The 19,857-nt window shown below is 63.0% G+C and carries 22 protein-coding genes; 16 read left to right on the forward strand and 6 right to left on the reverse strand.

Features of this window, described 5'->3' with window-relative positions; all coding sequences use genetic code 11:
* Positions 1-6 precede the first annotated feature (6 nt).
* On the reverse strand, positions 7-672 hold the full coding sequence (ccmB, locus tag AC3YOG_RS05760; RefSeq protein ID WP_489934410.1) for a heme exporter protein CcmB: 666 nt from the start codon (positions 670-672) through the stop codon (positions 7-9).
* The gene (ccmA, locus tag AC3YOG_RS05765; RefSeq protein ID WP_489934556.1) at positions 669-1,277 is read right to left on the reverse strand and encodes a heme ABC exporter ATP-binding protein CcmA; all 609 of its coding nucleotides are present in this window, start codon (positions 1,275-1,277) and stop codon (positions 669-671) included. Before ccmA ends, ccmB begins: the two co-directional genes overlap by 4 nt.
* A 181-nt stretch (positions 1,278-1,458) precedes the next feature.
* Here ccmA and acnA point away from each other — a divergent pair, with 181 nt between their 5' ends.
* The 4 genes from acnA to AC3YOG_RS05785 all read left to right on the forward strand — a co-directional run bounded on the left by acnA (position 1,459) and on the right by AC3YOG_RS05785 (position 6,118).
* Positions 1,459-4,149, forward strand: a complete 2,691-nt coding sequence (gene acnA, locus AC3YOG_RS05770) for an aconitate hydratase AcnA (RefSeq protein ID WP_489934411.1) — start codon at positions 1,459-1,461, stop codon at positions 4,147-4,149.
* Positions 4,150-4,273: 124 nt separating this feature from the next.
* Positions 4,274-4,639 carry a VOC family protein gene (locus AC3YOG_RS05775; protein ID WP_489934412.1) on the forward strand — a complete coding sequence of 122 codons (366 nt, stop codon included), beginning with the start codon at positions 4,274-4,276 and terminating at the stop codon, positions 4,637-4,639.
* Positions 4,640-4,747: 108 nt separating this feature from the next.
* Positions 4,748-5,449, forward strand: a complete 702-nt coding sequence (locus AC3YOG_RS05780; RefSeq protein WP_489934413.1) for a DUF1223 domain-containing protein — start codon at positions 4,748-4,750, stop codon at positions 5,447-5,449.
* 324 nt (positions 5,450-5,773) lie between these two features.
* Complete coding sequence (locus AC3YOG_RS05785) at positions 5,774-6,118, forward strand: DUF2794 domain-containing protein (protein WP_489934557.1); 345 nt, start codon at positions 5,774-5,776, stop codon at positions 6,116-6,118.
* Between the two features lie 81 nt (positions 6,119-6,199).
* Here the strand turns inward: AC3YOG_RS05785 and AC3YOG_RS05790 are convergent, their stop codons facing one another.
* Both AC3YOG_RS05790 and AC3YOG_RS05795 read right to left on the reverse strand, forming a co-directional pair.
* On the reverse strand, positions 6,200-6,697 hold the full coding sequence (locus AC3YOG_RS05790) for a GNAT family N-acetyltransferase (RefSeq protein ID WP_489934414.1): 498 nt from the start codon (positions 6,695-6,697) through the stop codon (positions 6,200-6,202).
* A 99-nt stretch (positions 6,698-6,796) separates the two neighbouring features.
* Positions 6,797-7,567, reverse strand: coding sequence for a Bax inhibitor-1/YccA family protein (locus tag AC3YOG_RS05795; RefSeq protein WP_127754739.1), 771 nt, complete (start codon positions 7,565-7,567; stop codon positions 6,797-6,799).
* Between the two features lie 201 nt (positions 7,568-7,768).
* Here AC3YOG_RS05795 and thpR point away from each other — a divergent pair, with 201 nt between their 5' ends.
* From thpR to AC3YOG_RS05835, 8 genes are all read left to right on the forward strand, one after another.
* Complete coding sequence (gene thpR / locus AC3YOG_RS05800; RefSeq protein WP_127754738.1) at positions 7,769-8,308, forward strand: RNA 2',3'-cyclic phosphodiesterase; 540 nt, start codon at positions 7,769-7,771, stop codon at positions 8,306-8,308.
* A gap of 216 nt (positions 8,309-8,524) precedes the next feature.
* Positions 8,525-9,046 carry an invasion associated locus B family protein gene (locus tag AC3YOG_RS05805; protein WP_127754737.1) on the forward strand — a complete coding sequence of 174 codons (522 nt, stop codon included), beginning with the start codon at positions 8,525-8,527 and terminating at the stop codon, positions 9,044-9,046.
* Positions 9,047-9,136: 90 nt separating this feature from the next.
* Entirely contained in the window at positions 9,137-9,640 is a 504-nt protein-coding gene (locus tag AC3YOG_RS05810; RefSeq protein ID WP_489889660.1) for an invasion associated locus B family protein, read from the forward strand.
* Positions 9,641-9,644: 4 nt separating this feature from the next.
* A complete protein-coding gene (locus AC3YOG_RS05815; RefSeq protein WP_127754735.1) occupies positions 9,645-9,866 on the forward strand; it encodes an amino acid transporter in 222 nt (73 codons plus the stop codon).
* Positions 9,863-9,988 carry a hypothetical protein gene (locus AC3YOG_RS05820; RefSeq protein ID WP_282567565.1) on the forward strand — a complete coding sequence of 42 codons (126 nt, stop codon included), beginning with the start codon at positions 9,863-9,865 and terminating at the stop codon, positions 9,986-9,988. The genes AC3YOG_RS05815 and AC3YOG_RS05820 overlap by 4 nt, the downstream gene beginning before the upstream one ends.
* A 95-nt stretch (positions 9,989-10,083) precedes the next feature.
* Positions 10,084-11,286: a dual-specificity RNA methyltransferase RlmN gene (gene rlmN / locus AC3YOG_RS05825; RefSeq protein ID WP_489934415.1), complete on the forward strand. Its 1,203-nt coding sequence runs from the start codon at positions 10,084-10,086 to the stop codon at positions 11,284-11,286.
* A gap of 10 nt (positions 11,287-11,296) precedes the next feature.
* Positions 11,297-11,701: a bleomycin resistance protein gene (locus AC3YOG_RS05830; protein ID WP_489934416.1), complete on the forward strand. Its 405-nt coding sequence runs from the start codon at positions 11,297-11,299 to the stop codon at positions 11,699-11,701.
* Entirely contained in the window at positions 11,701-12,081 is a 381-nt protein-coding gene (locus AC3YOG_RS05835; protein WP_489934417.1) for an HNH endonuclease family protein, read from the forward strand. The genes AC3YOG_RS05830 and AC3YOG_RS05835 overlap by 1 nt, the downstream gene beginning before the upstream one ends.
* A 2-nt stretch (positions 12,082-12,083) precedes the next feature.
* On the opposite strand, the gene AC3YOG_RS05840 is transcribed toward AC3YOG_RS05835, so the two are convergent.
* Both AC3YOG_RS05840 and AC3YOG_RS05845 read right to left on the reverse strand, forming a co-directional pair.
* Entirely contained in the window at positions 12,084-12,242 is a 159-nt protein-coding gene (locus AC3YOG_RS05840) for a YqaE/Pmp3 family membrane protein (protein WP_072343446.1), read from the reverse strand.
* 51 nt (positions 12,243-12,293) lie between these two features.
* The gene (locus AC3YOG_RS05845; RefSeq protein WP_489934418.1) at positions 12,294-12,941 is read right to left on the reverse strand and encodes a LysE family translocator; all 648 of its coding nucleotides are present in this window, start codon (positions 12,939-12,941) and stop codon (positions 12,294-12,296) included.
* 114 nt (positions 12,942-13,055) lie between these two features.
* Here AC3YOG_RS05845 and AC3YOG_RS05850 point away from each other — a divergent pair, with 114 nt between their 5' ends.
* The 4 genes from AC3YOG_RS05850 (at position 13,056) to typA (ending at position 19,770) form a co-directional block, all read left to right on the forward strand.
* Positions 13,056-14,282 carry an argininosuccinate synthase gene (locus AC3YOG_RS05850; RefSeq protein ID WP_127754729.1) on the forward strand — a complete coding sequence of 409 codons (1,227 nt, stop codon included), beginning with the start codon at positions 13,056-13,058 and terminating at the stop codon, positions 14,280-14,282.
* A 115-nt stretch (positions 14,283-14,397) separates the two neighbouring features.
* Positions 14,398-16,491 carry a sensor domain-containing protein gene (locus AC3YOG_RS05855; RefSeq protein WP_489934558.1) on the forward strand — a complete coding sequence of 698 codons (2,094 nt, stop codon included), beginning with the start codon at positions 14,398-14,400 and terminating at the stop codon, positions 16,489-16,491.
* Positions 16,492-16,551: 60 nt separating this feature from the next.
* Positions 16,552-17,772: a chromate efflux transporter gene (chrA, locus tag AC3YOG_RS05860; RefSeq protein WP_489934419.1), complete on the forward strand. Its 1,221-nt coding sequence runs from the start codon at positions 16,552-16,554 to the stop codon at positions 17,770-17,772.
* Between the two features lie 186 nt (positions 17,773-17,958).
* The gene (gene typA, locus AC3YOG_RS05865; RefSeq protein ID WP_127754726.1) at positions 17,959-19,770 is read left to right on the forward strand and encodes a translational GTPase TypA; all 1,812 of its coding nucleotides are present in this window, start codon (positions 17,959-17,961) and stop codon (positions 19,768-19,770) included.
* Positions 19,771-19,857 lie beyond the last annotated feature (87 nt).

A 19,857-nucleotide genomic window follows, 5' to 3' on the forward strand; every position in this document is an offset into this window, starting at 1 on the left:
GCTCAACTAATCCTCGCTCGCACTTATCGCAAGAGCCGCAGCAAAGGGCGCAGTGGCGCAGGCGATGAGGCTAATCGCCGCGAGAAACAGCAAGGCGCTGCCGGATTGATCCGGTCCAGGCCCAGCCGGAATGGCGCCAACGCCAAAGATCAGCACCGGCACCGAGAGCGGCGCGATGAGGATCGGGGCCAGCAAACCGCCCCGCCCGATCCCCACGGTAATAGCGGCGCCGATAGCACCAAAGGCAGCAAGCGCCGGCGTGCCCACCAGTAGCGACAGCAGGGTGCGCCAAAAACTCGCAAGGTCCATGGACAACAAGATTGCCAGCAGCGGGCTGGCAAGTAGGAGCGGCAAGGCCGCTAGCAGCCAGTGCGCGAGGAGCTTGGCCGCAATGATCGCCGGCATGGGGAGCGCCGCCTGACGCAAGAGCAGCAGGGTGCCATCCTCATGGTCGGGCCGGAACAGGCGATCGAGCCCGAGCAGCATGGACAAGAACGCCGCGATCCAGATCATGCCCGGCGCGAGCCGGGCGAGCAGCGCCTGGTCGGGACCAACGGCAAAGGGCACAACGACGCCCACGATTACAAAAAAGAGGACGAGCGTCAGCACATCGCCACCCCCGCGCAAGGCGAGGCGCAGGTCGCGCCCGAGCGTCGCCGCAAAACCGCTCATCGGCTCGGCTCCAGCGTCAGGGTGGTGATCCGCGTGGGATCGGCGAGGGCGAGTTCGTCATGGGTGGCGGCCACGACAATGCCGCCGCTTTGCAGTTGCGCATCGATAAGGCCGGCAACCAATGCCTGACCCTGCCGGTCGAGCGCGGCGGTGGGTTCATCAAGGAGCCACAGCGGGCGCGGCGAGACCAGCAGCCGGGCCAGCGCGAGGCGCCGCCCCTGGCCGGCCGACAGATAACCGGCATCGAGCCGGGCCAGCGCGCCCAAACCCACCTGTTCCAGCGCATCGGGCACTGGCAGGCCATCGCCACCGTTCAGCGCGGCCCAGAACTGCAGGTTTTCTTGGACGCTCAGCCGCGGCTTGACGGCGTTGCGGTGGCCGCAGAAATGGAGGAATGGCCCCTCATCGGGATCAACGCCCTCGAGCGCCAGGCTGCCCGCTATGGGCGTTACTACGCCGGCGAGCGTCAGCAGCAGCGTCGTCTTGCCCGCGCCATTGGGTCCGCGCAGCAGCAGGGCCGTGCCCGGTCCGGCCATGAGGTCCAAAGGCCGGCCAAGGGGCGTGCCGCCCCGTCCGCATTGAAGGCCTTGGGCGCGCAGATGCAGGGCTGGAAACACTTGCCGAGGGGACATGGCCCCATCTCGTATTGAACTAAAGGCGGCACTGGCAAGGGTAATCTTTGTTGGATATAAGCCCTCTAGATTGGAGTCATTCCAGGAAAGGCGACGTCTTTGGGCGGTTGCCCGGCCCCTTTGGCCGCACGCCCCGCGTTCGCCGCAACGCTAGATGACAGGGCGGAACACCGTGACCTCACTGAACAGCTTCAACGCCAAATCGACCCTTGAGGTCGGCGGCAAGCGCTACACCTATTATTCCATCGCCGAAGCCGAAAAGAACGGGCTGGAGGGCGTTTCCGCGCTGCCCCATTCCATGAAAGTGGTCCTGGAAAACCTGCTGCGCTTCGAAGATGACCGCACCGTCACCAAGGCCGATATCCTGGCTGTGGCCGAATGGCTCAAGACGCGCAGCACCGAGCACGAGATTTCCTATCGCCCGGCGCGCGTGCTGATGCAGGATTTCACCGGCGTTCCGGCCGTGGTGGATCTGGCCGCGATGCGCGATGCGACCGCCAAGCTCGGCGCAAATCCGCAAAAGATCAATCCGCTGGTGCCCGTCGACCTCGTGATCGATCACTCGGTGATGGTCGACAGCTTCGGCACGCCGATGGCCTTCGAGCAGAATGTCGAACTCGAATATGAACGCAATGGCGAACGCTACGAGTTCCTGCGCTGGGGCCAGTCGGCCTTCGATAATTTCCGCGTCGTGCCCCCCGGCACCGGCATCTGCCACCAGGTTAATCTCGAATATCTCGCCCAAACCGTCTGGACGCGCGAGGAAGACGGCGAGATCGTCGCTTATCCCGATACGCTGGTGGGTACCGATTCCCACACCACCATGGTCAATGGCATGGCGGTGCTGGGCTGGGGCGTGGGTGGCATTGAGGCCGAGGCCGCGATGCTTGGCCAGCCCATCACCATGATGATCCCCGAAGTCGTGGGCTTCAAGCTTACCGGCAAGATCAACGAGGGCATCACCGCCACCGACCTCGTGCTGACCGTCACCGAAATGCTGCGCAAGAAGGGCGTGGTCGGCAAGTTCGTCGAGTTCTATGGCCCGGGTCTCGATTACCTGAGCCTCGAAGACCAGGCGACCATCGCCAATATGGCCCCTGAATATGGCGCCACCTGCGGCTACTTCCCCGTCGATTCCGATACGCTTAAATACCTGACCACTTCGGGCCGCGATCCCGAGCGCGTGGCGCTGGTCGAGGCCTATAGCAAGGCCCAGGGCATGTTCCGCGACACCAATTCGCCCGATCCGGTGTTCACCTCGACTCTCGAGCTCGATCTGTCGAGCGTCGTGCCCTCGATCTCGGGTCCCAAGCGCCCGCAGGACCGCATCGTTCTGACCAATGCCAAGCAGGCCTTTATCGAAGGGCTGCCCAAGGAATTCGGCAAGACCGAGGACACCCGCGTTCCCGTGGAAGGCGAAGAGTTCAGCATCGGCCATGGTGATGTGGTGATTGCTGCCATCACCTCGTGCACCAATACCTCCAACCCATCGGTGCTGGTGGCTGCCGGTCTCGTTGCCCGCAAGGCACGCGCCCTTGGCCTCAACTCCAAGCCTTGGGTCAAGACCTCGCTGGCCCCTGGCTCGCAGGTGGTGACCGACTACCTCACCGCCGCGAACCTTCAGGCCGATCTTGATGCCCTTGGGTTCAACCTTGTCGGCTATGGCTGCACCACCTGCATCGGCAATTCGGGCCCGCTGCCGGCCGCCATCTCCAAGGCGATCCAGACCGGCGACGTGGTGGCTGCGTCGGTGCTGTCGGGTAATCGCAATTTCGAAGGCCGCGTCAATTCGGATGTGAAGGCGAACTTCCTCGCTTCCCCGCCGCTCGTTGTGGCCTATGCCATTGCCGGCTCGATGAATGTCGACATCACCACTGAGCCGCTGGGCATCGGCTCGAACGGCCAGCCGGTTTATCTGCGCGATATCTGGCCCACCAATCACGAGATCGCCGAGATCGTGCGCACCCATGTGACGCCTGAAATGTTCAAGCGGCGCTATTCGGATGTGTTCAAGGGCGACGACAACTGGCAGGCCATCGCCATCGAAGGCGGCGAAACCTATGGCTGGAACAGCTCCTCGACCTATGTGCAGAACCCGCCCTATTTCGAAGATATGGACATGACCCCCAAGCCGGTGACCGATATCAACGGCGCGCGGGTGCTGGCCCTGTTCCTTGACTCGATCACCACCGACCACATTTCCCCGGCCGGCTCGTTCAAGCCCTCCACCCCCGCGGGCCAATATCTGCAGGAGCACCAGGTCGCCCCACGCGATTTCAACTCCTATGGCGCCCGTCGCGGCAACCACGAGGTGATGATGCGCGGCACTTTTGCCAATATCCGCATCAAGAACCAGATGCTGCCCGGCGTTGAGGGTGGCTTCACCAAGGGTCCCGATGGCTCGCAGATGCCCATCTATGATGCGGCCATGGCCTATCAGGGCCAGGGCACCCCGCTCGTGATCTTTGCCGGCAAGGAATATGGCACCGGCTCGTCGCGCGACTGGGCGGCCAAGGGCACCAACCTCTTGGGCGTCAAGGCCGTGATTGCGCAGAGCTTTGAGCGTATTCACCGCTCCAACCTCGTGGGCATGGGCGTGATCCCGCTGCAGTTCAAGGACGGTGAGAGCTGGCAGACGCTGGGGCTCGACGGCACCGAAACCATCGATATCGTCGATGTGGCCAACATCACCCCTCGCGCCACGGTGCCGGTTAGGATCACCCGGGCGGACGGAAGCTCCCTCACCATCGAGACCCGCTGCCGGATCGATACCGCCAACGAGCTCGACTACTACAAGAATGGCGGGATCCTGCATTACGTGCTGCGCAGCCTCGTAGCTGCGTAAGGGTTAGTCCGGCTCGGGTTTTAGCCAATGGCGGTCCTTTGGGGCCGCCATTTTTTGTTTGCTGCTGACAGGGTTTGTCGCGCCTGAGTGAGAGTTTCCGCCCGCAAGCAAATGGAGCAGGTAAATGATCGATCATCTGGGCATCGTCACGGGGCAGTTCGACCCCATGCTGACGTTTTACAAGGCCGCGCTGGCCCCGCTTGGCTATAGCCAGCAGGCCGCTTATCCCGGTGTGGCCGGGCTGGGCGGAACGGGCGAACCCGCGGATCTGTGGCTGACCGCAGCCGACGGCGCGATGCCGGTCCATGTCGCCCTACGCAGCCCCGACCGCGCGACCGTGGATGCATTCCATGCCGCCGCTCTCGCCGCAGGTGGCCGCGACAATGGTGGCCCGGGGCTCCGGCCCAATTACGGTCCCGATTATTATGCCGCCTTTGTGCTCGATCCCGACGGCAATAACCTGGAGCTGGTCTGCCACGCTCCCGCCTAAGGTTAACCGAGCCGGTATTTGTCACCCCGTTTTGACTGGCGGGCCAACCAATCTGTGGCTTACAACTTGGGGATGGTTCCTCCTTGCACCCCCGCCGTAATCATGGCGATGATCGCACTTCTGGCCATGGCCCCCTCTAGCCAGGCCGAAAGCCTGCGCGAGCGGCCCAAGGCTGTGGTAGAATTGTTCACCAGCCAGGGCTGCTCGTCCTGCCCGCCGGCCGATGCGCTGCTGTCGAGCCTGGGCAAGGACGACGATGTCATCGCCCTCGCTTTCCACGTCGACTATTGGGATTATGTGGGCTGGAAGGACACGTTTGGCGATCCCGCCAATTCCGACCGTCAGCGCGCCTATGCCAAGAGCTGGGGCACACCGCGCATCTACACGCCCCAGATGGTGGTCAACGGCAAGCAGGACGTGGTGGGATCGCGCCGCGCCGAAGTGCATAGCGCCATTCGTTCGGCCAGCCTGACCCTGCCGGTGGATATCGAAAGCGATGCCGGCATGCTCGAGGTCGAGATCGGCCCTCGTGCCGGAACCGCCGATGCAGTGGTTTGGCTCGTCACCTATCTGCGCCAGGCGCAGGTGCAGATCGAGCGCGGCGAAAACGCGGGCAAGGCGATGAGCTATACCCAGGTGGTCACCGGCCGACACATGCTGGGCATGTGGGAAGGCAAGGCTGGCGCTCGTTTCAAACTGCCATTGGCCGAACTTGCCGCCGAAGCGGGCGACGGCATCGCCGTGATCGTGCAGGAAGACCGCAATGGGCTGCCAGGAGCCATTCTGGGCGCTGCGTCCTACGAGCGCTGACCCCCAAACAAATCTCCCGCCGCTGGAAACCAGGGACGGGAGAAGTTGACTGCTCTTTGGAGGAACTGGTGGCGGCGTTCTTCGGGGGGCTCGGTCGGCCAGCCACCAGCCTTGGGGCAACGATGACACTGTCGCGGTGCAATGGGGCAGCCAAAGGGAAGCAGTGTGGCCTAAATGGGGTATTTTGGCCTAGGGCGATGGCGGTGCCGTGAAGCGCTTGCATCGCCGGTCGAATGCCGCGATCATGACGGTTCTGCAACAAGGAGTGCGAGGCCAAGCGTGCAAGCGCGTGTTCCAAACAGCAAGCCGGTGAAGCTCGAATTGGTGCATCAGGCCGAGGCGCCGCCCAGTCCGCAGCCCAGCAAGGTCCCAGCCATTGTTGCCTTTGACCGCAAGGAACTGGCGCTGATCCTGTCGGTTTATGGCCGCAAGGTCGGGCAGGGCGAGTGGCGAGATTACGCCATGGACTTCCTGCGCGAGCGGGCAGTGTTTTCGGTATATGCCCGCGTGTCCGAGCGACCACTTTACCTGATCGAGAAAACCCCGCGCTTGCGCAATCGCCAGGGGCAATATGCCGTTACCAACCAGCAGGGCCGCATTTTGAAGCGCGGCCACGAACTGGCGCAGGTGCTCCGCGTGCTCGATCCGCAACTGGCGGTGGTGGGTTAACCGCCCGTTGCCGGTTGGGCGGACTGCAGCCCGTGCCTGAGCAGATGTTGCTCAGGCTCAACGGTTCAACAAGCTGCCTGATTAAAGCGCCAGTTGCAGGTGGACGATGTCGTGCCAGCGGTCGAATTTGAGGCCAACCGCTTCGTAATAGCCGACGCGGTGGAAGCCAAATCTCTCGTGGATGCCGACTGAGTTGGCGGTATCGGCGGTGATCACCGCCAGCATCTGCTTGAAGCCAAAGGCCCGCGACTGCGCCAAAAGCTCGCTCAGCATTGCCTTGCCGATGCCGCGCCCGGTTTCGGCAGGATCGAGATAAAGCGAATCCTCGCAGGTGAAGCGATAGGCGGCGCGGGGCCGATAAAAGCTGGCATAGGCATAGCCGATGGGCTTGCCCGCGCGCTCGGCGATGATCACCGGATGACCCAAGCGCAAGAGGCCCGCATATTTCTCGGCGATGGCCGTTTCGTCGGGCGCTTCGGTATCAAAGGTAATGGCGGTGTGATCGACATAATGTCGGTAGATGCGGGTGATCGCGGGCACATCGGACCACTCGAACGGGCGCAGGCGGAAGTCGGACACGATACGTCAACTCGACAAAGCAAAGGGACCGCAGCCTTTATGACTGCGGTCCCCAAACAGTGTCCATCGAAATCCGCGGCGGGTGGCCGCGGGTCGGGATTATTCGCGGTTGCCGAACAGGCGCAGCAGCATCATGAACAGGTTGATGAAGTCCAGATACAGCGAGAGCGCACCCATGATGGCGTTCTTGGCGAGCGTGTCGGCACCATGGTGCTCGGCATAGCTTTCTTTGATCTTCTGGGTGTCATAGGCGGTCAGGCCCACAAAGATCAGCACGCCGACAGCGGAGATGATGAACTCCATCATGCTCGACTGCATGAAGATGTTGACGATCGAGGCGATGATCAGGCCGATCAGGCCCATCATCAGGAAAGAGCCCATCGCCGTCAGGTCACGCTTGGTGGTGTAGCCATAAAGGCTCATCGTGCCAAAGGTTGCCGCGGTGATGAAGAACACCTTGGCGATCGAAGCGTCGGTGTAAACCAGGAAGATCGAGCTCATCGACAGGCCCATGATCGCCGAGAAGGCCCAGAAAGTGGCCTGGGCGGCGGGCACGGAGAGCTTGTTGATGCCAAAGCTCAGCACCATCACGAAGGCGAGGGGCGCGAGCATCACGACCCACTGCAGCGGGCTGGCATAAAGCAGGTAACCCCACTGGGTCACATACTGGCCATTGGCCAGTTGGGCCACGGCGGCATCTGGATTGGTGGTGATGGCAGCGGCGGCAGCAAACCAGGCCGCAAGGCCAGTGACCACCAGGCCAATGCCCATGTAATTGTAGACGCGCAGCATGTAACTGCGCAGGCCCTCGTCGATGGCTAAGGCCGAGCCGGCCCGCGCATTCAGGGTCTGACGGTCATATTCAGCCATATGCACTATCCTTTCACTGACGGATAAGGCGGTTTCCTCCCGCCGAGGGCGTTGTTGGGCGCCACTTGATCGGTAATATGGATGGGGGAGAAGTCCTTTACAACCCTGTTCGCCCAGCCGCGACGATTCGACTGCCCCTCTCTGGCAGTTATGCTAGGCTGGCTGCGATTGTCTTGCCTGCCCGCGGGCAAAGGAGGCCTCATGCCCCGGCTGTTTACTGGCCTTGAAGTTCCCGGCGATATCGCCTTTGCCCTGTCGCTCAAGCGCGGCGGCCTCAGCGGCGCGCGCTGGATCGATGCCGAGAATTACCACATCACCCTGCGCTTCATCGGTGATGTGGATCACGGCACCGCCAATGAAGTCGCCGACAGCCTCGACCGGTTGAGCCAGTCTCTGAGTTTTCCGGTGCGGCTGACCCATCTGGGTGCCTTTGGCGGGGCCAAGCCGCGCGCGCTTTATGCCGCAGTTGAGCCCAGCGAGGCGCTCAGCCGCCTGCAGGCGGCCCAGGAGCGGGTGCTGCAGCGCGCCGGCCTTCCCGCCGAGGGCCGCAAATTCGTGCCCCATATAACCTTGGCCAGGTTGCGCGGCTCGGCGCCCGAGGAGGTGGCCCGCTTTATCGCCGAGGCCGGGCGCTTCGAGCCGCTTGAATTCACGCCCAGGCGCTTTGTGCTGTTTTCCAGCCGTGACTCGGTGGGTGGCGGCCCCTATGTGGTCGAGCAAAGTTATTCGCTCGAAGCGTGAGCCGCTCACGGCAGTGTTAACGCGAGCTTGACCCTTTACCTGCAAAGCACGTCATTGCCGCTGCCCCGCGCCTTTTTAGCGTCACGATTGCCGCTCACTTGATGGCTGGCGCTGGGGCGTGGCGGCGCTTGACACCTTAGTAACCATGTGGGGCTTAAGCTTGCGAGCAGCAAATCCCACTAGATGCGTACCTTCAAAGATGAGGAAGATTTGGCGATGACGTTGAAAACCGGTAGCCTTGTGTTTGGGCTCGCGGTCGGCGCGGTCATGGCTCTGGCCCCTGTCGCGCAGGCGCAGCAGGCAACCGAGCTCGGCAGTTTCAATGCCTGGACCGCCTGGCAGGCGACCGATGCTTCGGGGGTGCTCTGCTATATCTCGGCCGCGCCGCAATCGAGCGAGCCCGCCGGTGTTAATCGCGACCCCATTCACTTCATGATCATTCACCGCAAGGGCATGGGCACCAAGAACGAGGTGCAGACCATTATCGGCTACCCCTTCAACAGCAGCGACGCCAAGGCCAGCGCTTCGATTGATGGCAAGTCCTATCCGATGGTCACCGAGGGCTCGGCCGCCTGGCTGGCTTCGACCGGCGACGAAGGCGGGTTTGTCCAGGCCTTCAAGGGCGGCACGAAGCTGCAGGTGCGCGGCACCTCCCAGCGCGGCACCAACACGATCGACACCTATTCGCTTTCGGGCGCCACGGCGGCGATGAACGCCATCGACGCAGCCTGCGCCTGATCGGGGCTGGACCCCGCTCGAGCAATCCTTCTATCCGGGCGAGGTGCCGCGTCGCGGCCCTCGTCCTTCCTGTGTTTGATGAGGCCCCTTATGGTTTCGCGCTTTGTTTCGCTTGTGGTCGTGGCCAGCCTGCTTTCGGTTGGCAGCGCTGCAGCCCAGTCGGTGCGGCTGCTCGGTGATTTCCGGGACTGGTCGAGCTATGCAGCGTCCGATGGGGCCGGGCCGGTCTGCTTTGCCATGACCAAGCCCACCACTGTGACCCCCACGCCCGACGGCTATACGCAGGCCTATCTCTACCTCACCAGCCGGCCCGGCGAAAATGTCGCCAGCGAGTTCAACCTGGTTGCCGGCTTCACTTTCCAGCCCGATAGCGGCGCGACCGTCACGGTGAATGGGCAGACCTTCAATCTCTTTACCCAGAACGATGCCGCCTGGCTCGAGGATGCCGGGCAAAGCGATGCGCTCGCCAGCGCCATCCGCGCCGGCTCGAGCCTGGTCGTTGAAGGCACCACCAGTGCCGGCATCAAGGTGGCACAAACCTTCTCGCTCGCCGGCTCCACCGCTGCCACCCAGGCCGTCGCCGCCGAATGCTGAGGGATTGAGCAAGCTCGTCCGCAATGAACAGCGCAAGCTGACCGCCACTTACATGAATGGCGTAGCTATGGCGCTGGTGGGGATTGGTGCTTTGGCGCCGATCGTGGCGCTGGCGCAATCGTCCAGTGGCTCGCCCACTGCAGCCTTCGTCGTGGTTGGTTGTTTCATCAGCAGTTTGGGCTTACATTGGCTGGCAAGACGCCATCTGAAAGGACTGGAAGAATGATTGAGTGGGGAGTTGTTGCCAACTTTGCCGTCGTCATCATTGCCGCCTTCTCGGTTGCTCTCACGGCTTCGCTGTTTGATCGCCCCACCCAGGGCAAGGATCACCCCGCGCCTGGCGAATAGCAGCCCTTCAGCACCTCCCGGGCCCGTGACTTTGCGCCGGCGCGCCCCATATGCTATTGGCCACCTGATCCCGCACCTTCCGGACCTTTGCCCCCATGAGCATTGCGCTTAATCTTGACCATTCGTCTGCCATGCGTTCGCCGGTCGCCAGCCGGCCTTCGCTGATCGGCCTGGGCAAGCCGCAGCTCGCCGAGGCATTGGTGGGCGCGGGCATTGCCGAGCGCGAAAGCAAGATGCGCGCGAGCCAGTTGTGGAACTGGCTTTATGTGAACGGGGTCACCGATTTCGAGCGCATGACCAATGTCGCCAAGCCGGTGCGCCAGCTGCTGGCCGACAAGTTCATCCTTGATCGCCCCGAGATCGTTTCCGAGCAGGTTTCGAGCGATGGCACCCGCAAATGGCTGTTCCGCTTCCGCGATCCCGCCAATCCGCTCTATCCACCCGTCGAGGTGGAAACCGTTTATATCCCCGAGCAGGACCGCGGCACGCTTTGCGTTTCCTCCCAGGTCGGGTGCACGCTTACCTGCTCGTTCTGCCATACCGGAACGCAAAAGCTTGTCCGCAATCTCACCGCCGGGGAAATTCTCGGGCAGGTGCTGATGGCCCGCGAGCGGCTGGGCGATTTCCCCGGCGGCAGCCGCCCCGATGATGGCGGTCTTGTTCCGGCTGACGGGAGCCGTGCCATCACCAATATCGTGATGATGGGCATGGGCGAGCCGCTTTATAATTACGAGAACGTCAAGCAGGCCCTGCTGATCGCGTCGGCGGGCGACGGCATGAGCCTGTCCAAGCGCCGCATTACCCTTTCGACCTCTGGCGTCGTGCCCTTTATCGAGCCCACCGGGCGCGAGATCGATGTGATGCTGGCCATTTCGCTGCATGCCACCAACAATGATCTGCGTGATGTGCTGGTGCCCATCAACAAGAAGTGGCCGATCGAAGAGCTGCTGGAAGCCTGCCGCAATTATCCGGGCCTCAGCAATGCCCGCCGCATCACCTTTGAATATGTGATGCTCGATGGCATCAATGACAGCGATGCCGAGGCGCGTGAACTGGTGCGGCTGCTCGCGGGCATTCCTGCCAAGATCAACCTGATCCCGTTCAATCCCTGGCCCGGCTCGAACTATGGCACCTCGCCTTCCTCACGGATCGAGCGCTTTGCCGATATCGTCAACAAGGCCGGCTATGCCAGCCCCGTGCGCACGCCCCGCGGGCGCGACATCTTTGCGGCCTGCGGCCAGCTCAAGAGCGAAAGCGAGCGCTTGAGCCGCAAGGATCGCGAAGCGCTCGCCGGCTAAGGGAGCAGCGATGGGCGGCGATCCGGCATTGATCCCCGAGTTGTCCGTCGCCGATCTCTCGCGCAGTCTGCGCTTTTACTGCGAGTTCCTGGGCTTTGCCGTTCGCTACGAGCGGCCCGCCGAAGGCTTTGCCATGCTGGAGCGGGAAGGGGCCCTTCTCATGCTCGACCAACTCGGCTTGGCTCGAGACTGGAAGACGGGGTCGCTCGAGCCTCCCTTCGGGCGCGGCATCAACTTACAGATCCGCGTCAGCGCCCTTGCTCCCGTGCTCGAGCACCTTGCGGCGGCCGGCGTCGCGTTGTTCCTGCCCGTTGAAACCAAGATCTATCAGGCGGGCAGCGGCGTGGTGCGGCAACGCCAGTTCTGTGTGCAGGATCCGGACGGGTATCTGCTGCGCTTCGCCGAAATCGGCTGATGCCAAGACCATCGCAACGGCGCATCGATGCGGCCATCGCGGCAGCGGAGCGCTTGGCCGCGGCGAGGGCGCCTTTGATCTGCCCCCTGTGCGAACGCCCCATCCCGCCCGAAGCCAAATCCAGCCGCCATCATCTGACGCCGCGCCTCAAGGGCGGTACCCATTTGGGTACGGTGCAGCTGCACCAGATCTGCCACAGCGCCATTCACGCGCGGTTTTCCGCTACCGAGCTGGCGAGCAAGCTCAACGACGTCGAGGCGCTGCGGGCCGATCAGGAACTGGCCGAGTTCATTGCGTGGGTGCAAACCAAGCGGCCCGACTTCCACGCCCCCACTCGCATGACGCGGGAGCGGCGCGCGAGCCGCAAGCCGCGCGACTAGTTCTATTTGCGCAAGATCACCCACACGGCGTGGATCAGGCCGGGGAAATAACCCAGCAGCGTCAGCAGGATATTGAGCCAGAACTGCAGCCCGAGCCCCACCTGAAGAAAGACGCCGACCGGTGGAATGATCACCGACAGGATAATGCGCAGAACGTCCATGCCTTGCCCTCTTGTTCTGCCGGGCTAACGAACAAACGCGGCCAGCCGTTCCTAGCGGCGCCCTTCGGCAAGGAGGATGGTCAGGGCAAAACCGGTGAACACCGCCGCAAAGCTCCAGTTGAGCGCGCGCTGCACTAGCTTGTTGGTCGCGAGCAGGCCCGCCATGCGCTCGGCCGCCAGCACCATGGCAATGGCGACCGGGATCGAAACCAGGATGAATTCGCCCCCCAGGAAAAACAGCTTGCCGGGCGCGGCCGGATCGTGCCGGTCAACGAACTGGGGCAGGAAGGTCACGAAAAACAGCACCACTTTAGGATTGAGCAGATTGATCCCGATCCCGGTGGCATAGCTTTCGCGCAGCGTTGGCGTTCGGGCGGCCCGTTCGGCCAGGCGCAGCCCGCCTCCGTGCATCACCGCGCCATAGGCCAGCCACAAAAGATAAAGGGCGCCAGCGATCTTGAGCACGAGAAATGCCGTCGGCGCCGCGACGATCAGCACCGAAATGCCCAACGCCGCGAGGCAGGTATGCACGAGAATGCCGCTCATTGCCCCCGCCGCCGTGGCAAAGCCATGCGCCCGCCCATAGTTGATGGCGCGCGACATTTGCAGCGCCATATCGGGGCCTGGCGTGATCGCCAGAACAAAAGCGGCCAGCGCAAAGGCCAGCAGCATGGAAAGATCGGGAACAAAGGCGGGCATAGAGGTGCTCAAGAAATTCGGCCCGGACAATTGCATGCCCGGCCCGGGCTGAATAGGGTGCGCCCGATTTGTGGCGCCAGCTGGCGCCAACCCCCAAGCGCAAGAACCAAAGTTATGGCAAAAGACATCAAGAAGGTCGTGCTCGCCTATTCGGGCGGCCTGGATACCTCCATCATCCTCAAATGGCTGCAGGAAACCTATAACTGCGAAGTGGTGACCTTCACCGCGGACCTCGGGCAGGGCGAAGAGCTTGAGCCGGCGCGCCGGAAAGCCGAGATGTTCGGCATCAAGGATATCCGCATCGAGGACCTGCGCGAGGAATTCGTGCGCGACTTCGTGTTTCCCATGTTCCGCGCCAACGCGGTGTATGAGGGTCAGTATCTGCTGGGCACCTCCATTGCCCGCCCGCTGATCGCCAAGCGCCTGGTTGAAATCGCCCAGGAAACCGGCGCCGATGCCATTTCCCATGGTGCCACGGGCAAGGGCAATGACCAGGTGCGGTTCGAATTGACCGCCAATGCGCTCGACCCTTCGATCAAGGTGATCGCTCCCTGGCGCGAATGGGACCTGCGCAGCCGCACCCAGCTGCTTGATTATGCCGAGCGCAACCAGATCCCGGTGTCCAAGGACAAGCGGGGCGAGGCCCCGTTCTCGGTTGACGCCAATCTGCTGCACACCTCCTCGGAAGGCATGGTGCTCGAAGATCCCGGCGTGCCTTATCCCGACTATGTGCCGCAGCGCACGGTTGATCCCGAACAGGCCCCGAACGAGCCCGAGATCATCACCATCGGCTACGAAAAGGGCGATCCTGTTTCGGTCAATGGCGAAAAGCTGTCGCCTGCCGCGCTGCTGACCAAGCTCAATGAGTTGGGTGGCAAGCATGGCATTGGCCGACTTGACCTCGTCGAGAACCGCTTTGTCGGCATGAAGTCGCGCGGGCTTTATGAGACGCCGGGCGGCACCATCATGCTGGTGGCCCATCGCGGCATTGAATCGATCACGCTGGATCGCGGCGAAGCTCACCTCAAGGACGAGCTGATGCCCAAATATGCCGAGCTGATCTATAACGGCTTTTGGTTCTCGCCCGAGCGCGAAATGCTGCAGGCCATGATCGACAAGAGCCAGGACTATGTGTCGGGCGAAGTCACGGTGAAGCTCTACAAGGGCAGCGCCAATGTGATTGCGCGCACCTCGCCCAACTCGCTTTATTCCATGGACCTCGTCACCTTCGAGGAAGGCGCGGTCGCTTATGACCACCATGATGCCGAGGGCTTCATCCGCCTCAACGGCTTGCGGCTCAAGACTTGGGCGGCGCGCAATCGCAAGGCGGAGCGCCCATAAGCCTTCCGCGTTAATCGGGCCTTAAGAGCCGACCTCTAGCGTTAGTCCGTTGTGCGCAAAGCACCGCGGAAGGGGTCGGCTCGTGCGGGCATTGGACGCTGGAAGTTTGAGCGAGATGTCCGGGGCGCTGCTGCTGGATGCGGCGCTCCAAAGCATGCCCTATGGATTTTGCGTGTGGAGCCCCCAATTTCGCCTGGTGCTGTGGAACCAGCATTATTGCGAAATCTATGGTTTTGAGCCCGAGCACCTCCAGGTCGGCATGACGCTCGAGGCGGTGGTGGGGATCTCGTCGAGCCTGGGCAATCACCCCGACCAAACCCCCGAGGCCTTTTACGCGGCCTATGCCGGCGAATTGCTGGCCAATCGCGATGGCGCGCGCCACAAAAGCCAGGAAGCAGTGCGGGGCGGGCGCATCATCGAAACCGCCCATGTGTTTAATCCGGCGCTGGGCTGGGTGATCACCCATGAGGACGTGACCGAGGAAATCGCGCGCACCGAGGTGATGCAAAAGCGCGGGCGCGAACTCGAGCGCCAGAACATCCGGCTCGACGCGGCGGTCAACAATATCTCCCAGGGCCTGTGCATGTGCGACGCCCAGGGGCGCCTCGTGATCTGCAACGAGCCCTATCAGCGCATCTACAATCTGCCCGAGGCGCTGGTGCGTCCCGGTACTCAGCTCGAAGAAATTTTGGGCCACCTGTTCGATAGCGGCATGAGTTCGGGCACCTCCCGGCAGCAATATATCGCCTGGCGCCGCGACATCATCGCGCGCGGCGAATACGGCAAGAACGTGCATGAATTCAACGGCCGCGTTATCATGATGCAGCACCATCCGATGAAGGATGGTGGTTGGGTGTCGAGCCACGAAGACATCACCGAGCAGCGCCAGATCGAGGCGCGCATCCGCTATCTCGCCCGCCATGACGCCCTGACCGATCTGCCCAACCGGGTGCAGTTCCTCGAGGAAATGGCCAATGCGGAAGCCGCGATCGGGCGCGGCGAACAGGCGGCGGTGCTGTATATCGATCTCGACCACTTCAAGGGCGTCAACGACACGCTGGGCCATGCGGTGGGTGACGAGCTGATCCGGGAAGCCGGGATGCGCTTGTGGCGCACGACGCGCGACAACGACCTGCTGGCCCGTCTGGGGGGCGATGAATTTGCCTTGCTGCTGCGCTCGGTGTCGAGCGAGGCCGATGCCGCCAAGGTGGCCAACCGCATCGTCAAGGCCATGGCGGCCCCCTTTACCATCGGCGAGCACCAGATCGATATCAGCGCCTCGGTCGGTATCGCCATGGCGCCCCAGGATGGGGTGAACACCGATACCCTGGTCAAGCATGCCGATATGGCGCTCTACAAGGCCAAGGCGGATGGCCGCTCCACCTTCCACTTCTTTGAAACGGGTATGGACGAGGAGTTGCAGCAGCGCCGCAGCATCGAGGCGGGCCTGCGGGCCGCCCTGGCGCGCGACGAGCTGCGCCTTGTCTTCCAGCCCTTGCTCGATCTGGAGCAAAACAAAATCGGCTGCGTCGAGGCCCTGTTGCGCTGGGATTGCGCGGAGCGCTCGATTTCTCCCGCCGAGTTCATCCCCATTGCCGAGGAAACCGGCCTCATCGTGCCCCTGGGCGAATGGGTGCTGCGCGAGGCCTGCCGTACGGCCACCACCTGGCCCGACGGGGTGCGCGTTGCAGTGAACCTTTCAACCGTCCAGTTCCGCAACAAGGAACTGGTGAGCGTAATCCGCTCGGCGCTTGCCGATGCGGGCCTGCCCGCGAGCCGCCTTGAGCTCGAAATCACCGAATCGTTGCTGCTCGCCGACAACGAATCGACCCTGCGGGCGCTGCATCAGCTGCGCGCAATGGGTGTGCGCATTTCCATGGACGATTTCGGCATCGGCTATTCCTCGCTTTCCTATCTGCGCTCCTTTCCCTTCGACAAGATCAAGATCGACCGCTCCTTCATGCGCGATCTGACCACCCGCAGCGACAATCTGGCCATCATCCGCGCGGTGATCGGGCTGGGGCAGAGCCTCGGGATGACCACCACGGCCGAAGGGGTGGAAACCCCCGAACAGCTCGAATTGGTGCGCGCCCTGGGTTGCTCGGAAGTGCAGGGGTTCCTGTTTTCCCCGCCCCTGGCCCCGGCCGTGCTCGAGCTGATGCTTATTCGGCAAGTCGAGCACACCCGATTGCTGCGCGCGGCCTCCTGAGCGCCGCTGGCAAGCGGTGGCGTTATCGCGCTGTCATAACTTGAGGCTAAGGGTGCGCGGATGAGCCGAGCCGACGCCCCCACCGCCCCGCTTGCCGGCACGCCGGGCGAGGTTTTCGCCGCCTTTTTAGCCCTGGGACTGACCTCCTTTGGCGGCCCCATCGCCCATCTCGGCTATTTCCGCGACGAACTTGTCGCCCGCCGCGGCTGGGTGGATGAGCATGGCTATGCCCAGCTCGTAGCCTTGGGGCAGCTCCTGCCGGGGCCGGCCTCCAGCCAGGTCGGTTTTGCCCTGGGCGTGGTGCGCGCCGGCTGGCTCGGCGGGCTGGCAGCTTTTGTTGGCTTCACCCTGCCATCGGCCCTCCTGATGCTGGCCTTCTTTGCCGGCCTTCTTGCCCTTCAGGGACCAGCCCTGTCTGGGGCGCTCCATGGCCTTGAATTGGTGGCGGTGGCTGTTGTGGCCCAAGCCGTCTGGGGCATGCGCGGGGCGCTCCTCACCACGCCCTCCCGCCTTGGCGTGGCTGCCCTGGCGCTGGTGTTGCTGGCGCTGGTGCCCGGCATTGCCGGGCAGCTTCTGGTGATGAGCCTTGGCGCGCTTTGTGGCCTTTTGCTGGGCTGGGGCAATGCCAGCGGAACCAACGCTTCCGTGCCTGCCGGAGCCTTGTCGATGCGTGTGGGCATCGCGCTCCTTGCCGCCTTCGCCCTGCTGCTCCTTGGTCTGCCGCTGCTCGCCGCTGCGGGGGTGGGCGGCTTTGCCGTGCAGTTCCTTGATGCCTTTTATCGCACCGGCGCCCTGGTGTTCGGGGGCGGGCATGTGGTGCTGCCCTTGCTGGAAGACAGCGTGGTGGCGCCCGGCTGGGTGTCGCCGCCAACCTTTCTGGCCGGCTATGCCGCCGCCCAGGCGGTGCCGGGGCCGCTGTTTACCTTTGCCACCTTCCTTGGCGCTGCCGCCGCCCCGTCCGGCTACACGCTGCTGGGTGCGCTCGGCGCAACGCTCGCCATCTTCGCGCCCGGCTTGCTGCTGATGGGGGCAGCCTTGCCGTTGTGGCGCCGCCTAGCCGCTGTTCCCGCCATCGCCCACCTGATTGCGGGCGCCAATGTGGCGGTGGTGGCGCTGCTGGCTGCCGCCTTGTTTGATCCCGTGGCCACATTGGCCCTGCGCACCCCCTTGGATTATGCCCTCGCCGTAACCATCTATTTACTACTCGCGGTCGGTCGCGTGCCGCCCTCGATTTTGGTCGGCGCGACCGCGCTTGGTGGATGCCTTTTGGCCCTTGTGTGACGCGGTGCATTGCCGCCCTGCAGTCACAGGGATTGTCCGATGGCGCTAAAACCTGTAATAGCCGCGACAAAAGCGCCGGTCCTGCCTGTTAGCGGGTGGCGTTGTTGTTTTCCTTCATGGTTCAACTCGTTGTCGCCGCGTGGCGGTTTGTGGGCGTGAATCATGCATTCAAAGGCTCCGCCCCTAATGTCCTTGCGCAATATCGCCATCATCGCTCACGTTGACCATGGCAAGACCACCCTGATCGACGTGCTGCTCAAGCAGTCCGGCTCGTTCCGCGAAAATGAACGCGTCGAAGAGCGCGCCATGGACAGCAATGACATCGAGCGCGAGCGTGGCATCACCATTCTCGCCAAGGTGACCTCGCTGCTCTGGAAAGACACCCGCATCAATATCGTGGACACCCCCGGCCACGCCGATTTCGGCGGCGAAGTGGAGCGTATCCTCTCGATGGTCGATGGTGTCGTGATCCTCGTCGATGCCGCCGAAGGCCCGATGCCCCAGACCAAGTTCGTGCTTGGCAAGGCGCTGGCCCAGGGCCTGCGTCCGATCGTGGCGATCAACAAGATCGACAAGTCGGACGAGCGGCACCTCGAAGTGCTCGAAGAAATCTTTGATCTCTTCATCGCCCTCGACGCAACGCCCGAACAGCTCGACTTCCCGATCCTTTATGGCGCTGCCAAGCAGGGCTGGATGAGTGCCGATCCCGCCGGTCCCAAGGAAAGCCTCGCGCCGCTGCTCGACAAGGTCATCGAGCATGTGCCCGAGCCCAAGGTCGAAACCGGTCCGTTCCGCATGCTGGTCACCACCATCGAGCGCAATGCCTTTCTCGGCCGCATCCTGACCGGCCGCATCTTTTCGGGCTCGGTCAAGGCCGGCGATCCCATCCATACGCTCAGCCGCGAAGGCAAGATCGTCGAAAAGGGTCGCGTCTCCAAGGTGCTGGCCTTCCGTGGCCTTGAGCGCACCCCCGTGGATGTGGGCGAAGCCGGGGACATCGTCGCCATTGCCGGTCTCGAGACCTCGACCGTTGCCGACACCATTTCCTCGCCGACCAATATGGAACCGATCGCCTCCAAGCCGATCGATCCGCCGACCCTGTCGGTCACCTTCCGCATCAATGACGGCCCACTGGCCGGCCGCGAAGGCGACAAGGTGCAGTCCCGCGTGATCCGCGAACGCCTGATGCGCGAAGCCGAAGGCAATGTCGCCATCAAGGTGACGCCGGGCGACGACAATGACAGCTTCGACGTGGCTGGCCGTGGCGAATTGCAGCTGGCCGTTCTGATCGAAAACATGCGCCGCGAGGGCTTCGAGCTGACCATCGGCCGCCCCAAAGTGCTGATGAAGGAAGAAAACGGCGTCAAGCTCGAGCCGATCGAGGAAGTCATCATCGACGTCGATGACGAGCACACCGGCACGGTCGTCCAGAAGATGACCGAGCGGAAGGGCGAGCTGGTCGAAATGCGCGCTTCGGGCGTTGGCCGTACGCGTATTCGGCTCCTGGTGCCGACCCGTTCGCTGATCGGCTACCAGCCTGAATTGCTGAGCGATACCCGCGGCACGGCCATCTTCAACCGCCTGTTCCACTCCTTTGCCCCCTTCAAGGGCGAACTGCCTGGCCGTCGCACCGGCGTTCTGATCTCCAACGGCACCGGGCAGTCCGTCGCCTTTGCGCTGTGGAACCTCGAGGACCGTGGCCCGATCATGATCGACGCCGGCGTCGACATCTATGAAGGCATGATCATCGGCGAGCACAGCCGCGACAACGACCTTGAGGTCAATGCGCTCAAGGGCAAGCAGCTGACCAATATCCGCACCACCTCCAAGGATGAGGCGGTTCGCCTGACCACGCCCAAGAAGCTCACCCTGGAGCAGTCGCTCGGCTATATCGCCGAAGACGAATATGTCGAGGTGACCCCCAAGTCGATCCGCCTGCGCAAGATCTGGCTCGATCCCAATGATCGCAAGCGCGCGCTGCGCTCCAAGGCCGGCTAAAAAACACCAGGGGCTCCGTTGGAAACAACGGGGCCCTTACCCTTTCTTGGCGTTTTGCGGTAATGGTGCGCCCCATCGGAGACGGAG

It is taken from the genome of Devosia sp. Z6_126 (genome assembly GCF_058133495.1).

Bases quoted from the DNA above. Each gene is read 5' to 3' on its own strand.
- AC3YOG_RS05845 (WP_489934418.1), bottom strand. From the start codon at position 12,941: ATGCCCGCCTTTGTTCCCGATCTTTCCATGCTGCTGGCCTTTGCGCTG.
- AC3YOG_RS05805 (WP_127754737.1), top strand. From the start codon at position 8,525: ATGACGTTGAAAACCGGTAGCCTTGTGTTTGGGCTCGCGGTCGGCGCG.
- AC3YOG_RS05835 (WP_489934417.1), top strand. From the start codon at position 11,701: ATGCCAAGACCATCGCAACGGCGCATCGATGCGGCCATCGCGGCAGCG.
- AC3YOG_RS05855 (WP_489934558.1), top strand. From the start codon at position 14,398: ATGTCCGGGGCGCTGCTGCTGGATGCGGCGCTCCAAAGCATGCCCTAT.
- rlmN (WP_489934415.1), top strand. From the start codon at position 10,084: ATGAGCATTGCGCTTAATCTTGACCATTCGTCTGCCATGCGTTCGCCG.
- AC3YOG_RS05840 (WP_072343446.1), bottom strand. From the start codon at position 12,242: ATGGACGTTCTGCGCATTATCCTGTCGGTGATCATTCCACCGGTCGGC.
- AC3YOG_RS05780 (WP_489934413.1), top strand. From the start codon at position 4,748: ATGATCGCACTTCTGGCCATGGCCCCCTCTAGCCAGGCCGAAAGCCTG.
- ccmB (WP_489934410.1), bottom strand. From the start codon at position 672: ATGAGCGGTTTTGCGGCGACGCTCGGGCGCGACCTGCGCCTCGCCTTG.
- AC3YOG_RS05795 (WP_127754739.1), bottom strand. From the start codon at position 7,567: ATGGCTGAATATGACCGTCAGACCCTGAATGCGCGGGCCGGCTCGGCC.
- chrA (WP_489934419.1), top strand. From the start codon at position 16,552: ATGAGCCGAGCCGACGCCCCCACCGCCCCGCTTGCCGGCACGCCGGGC.
- AC3YOG_RS05775 (WP_489934412.1), top strand. From the start codon at position 4,274: ATGATCGATCATCTGGGCATCGTCACGGGGCAGTTCGACCCCATGCTG.
- AC3YOG_RS05830 (WP_489934416.1), top strand. From the start codon at position 11,297: ATGGGCGGCGATCCGGCATTGATCCCCGAGTTGTCCGTCGCCGATCTC.
- thpR (WP_127754738.1), top strand. From the start codon at position 7,769: ATGCCCCGGCTGTTTACTGGCCTTGAAGTTCCCGGCGATATCGCCTTT.
- AC3YOG_RS05810 (WP_489889660.1), top strand. From the start codon at position 9,137: ATGGTTTCGCGCTTTGTTTCGCTTGTGGTCGTGGCCAGCCTGCTTTCG.
- AC3YOG_RS05850 (WP_127754729.1), top strand. From the start codon at position 13,056: ATGGCAAAAGACATCAAGAAGGTCGTGCTCGCCTATTCGGGCGGCCTG.
- typA (WP_127754726.1), top strand. From the start codon at position 17,959: ATGTCCTTGCGCAATATCGCCATCATCGCTCACGTTGACCATGGCAAG.
- acnA (WP_489934411.1), top strand. From the start codon at position 1,459: ATGACAGGGCGGAACACCGTGACCTCACTGAACAGCTTCAACGCCAAA.
- AC3YOG_RS05820 (WP_282567565.1), top strand. From the start codon at position 9,863: ATGATTGAGTGGGGAGTTGTTGCCAACTTTGCCGTCGTCATCATTGCC.